This window comes from Gilvimarinus sp. 1_MG-2023, from assembly GCF_030548285.1.
On sequence record NZ_JAUOSC010000622.1, the window covers coordinates 1 to 315 of the forward strand.

1 protein-coding gene is annotated in these 315 nt (G+C 47.9%); it reads right to left on the minus strand.

Going from position 1 to position 315, the window contains the following annotated elements:
• Positions 1 to 315, minus strand: a 315-nt coding sequence (locus Q4563_RS18355; RefSeq protein WP_303605529.1) for a tetratricopeptide repeat protein, incomplete at both ends; no start/stop codon positions are given.

Below are 315 nucleotides of genomic sequence, written 5' to 3' on the forward strand. Positions count from 1 at the left end.
GAGGAACCAGTGCTTTTTTGTAGTCCTCCTGAATCAAGTACAACTTCGACAGGCTGTACAGCGTGGTTTGTTCCAGACTTTCCGGAATGTTGCCAACGGATAAAACCTGTTCATAAGCGGCAGCCGCTGACTTGTATTTTTCCTGATTGAAATACACATACGCATACATGTTATGCGTCATGGCGGTCTCATAGGAGTTACGTCTGCGTTTCTCCAGCGACTGCAGTTCTTTCAACGCATCCTGATATTTCTTGGCATCAGCCAGCTCACGTGCGCCGTCCAGTTTCTTGTAAATAACCGGACGCATGGTCGCTG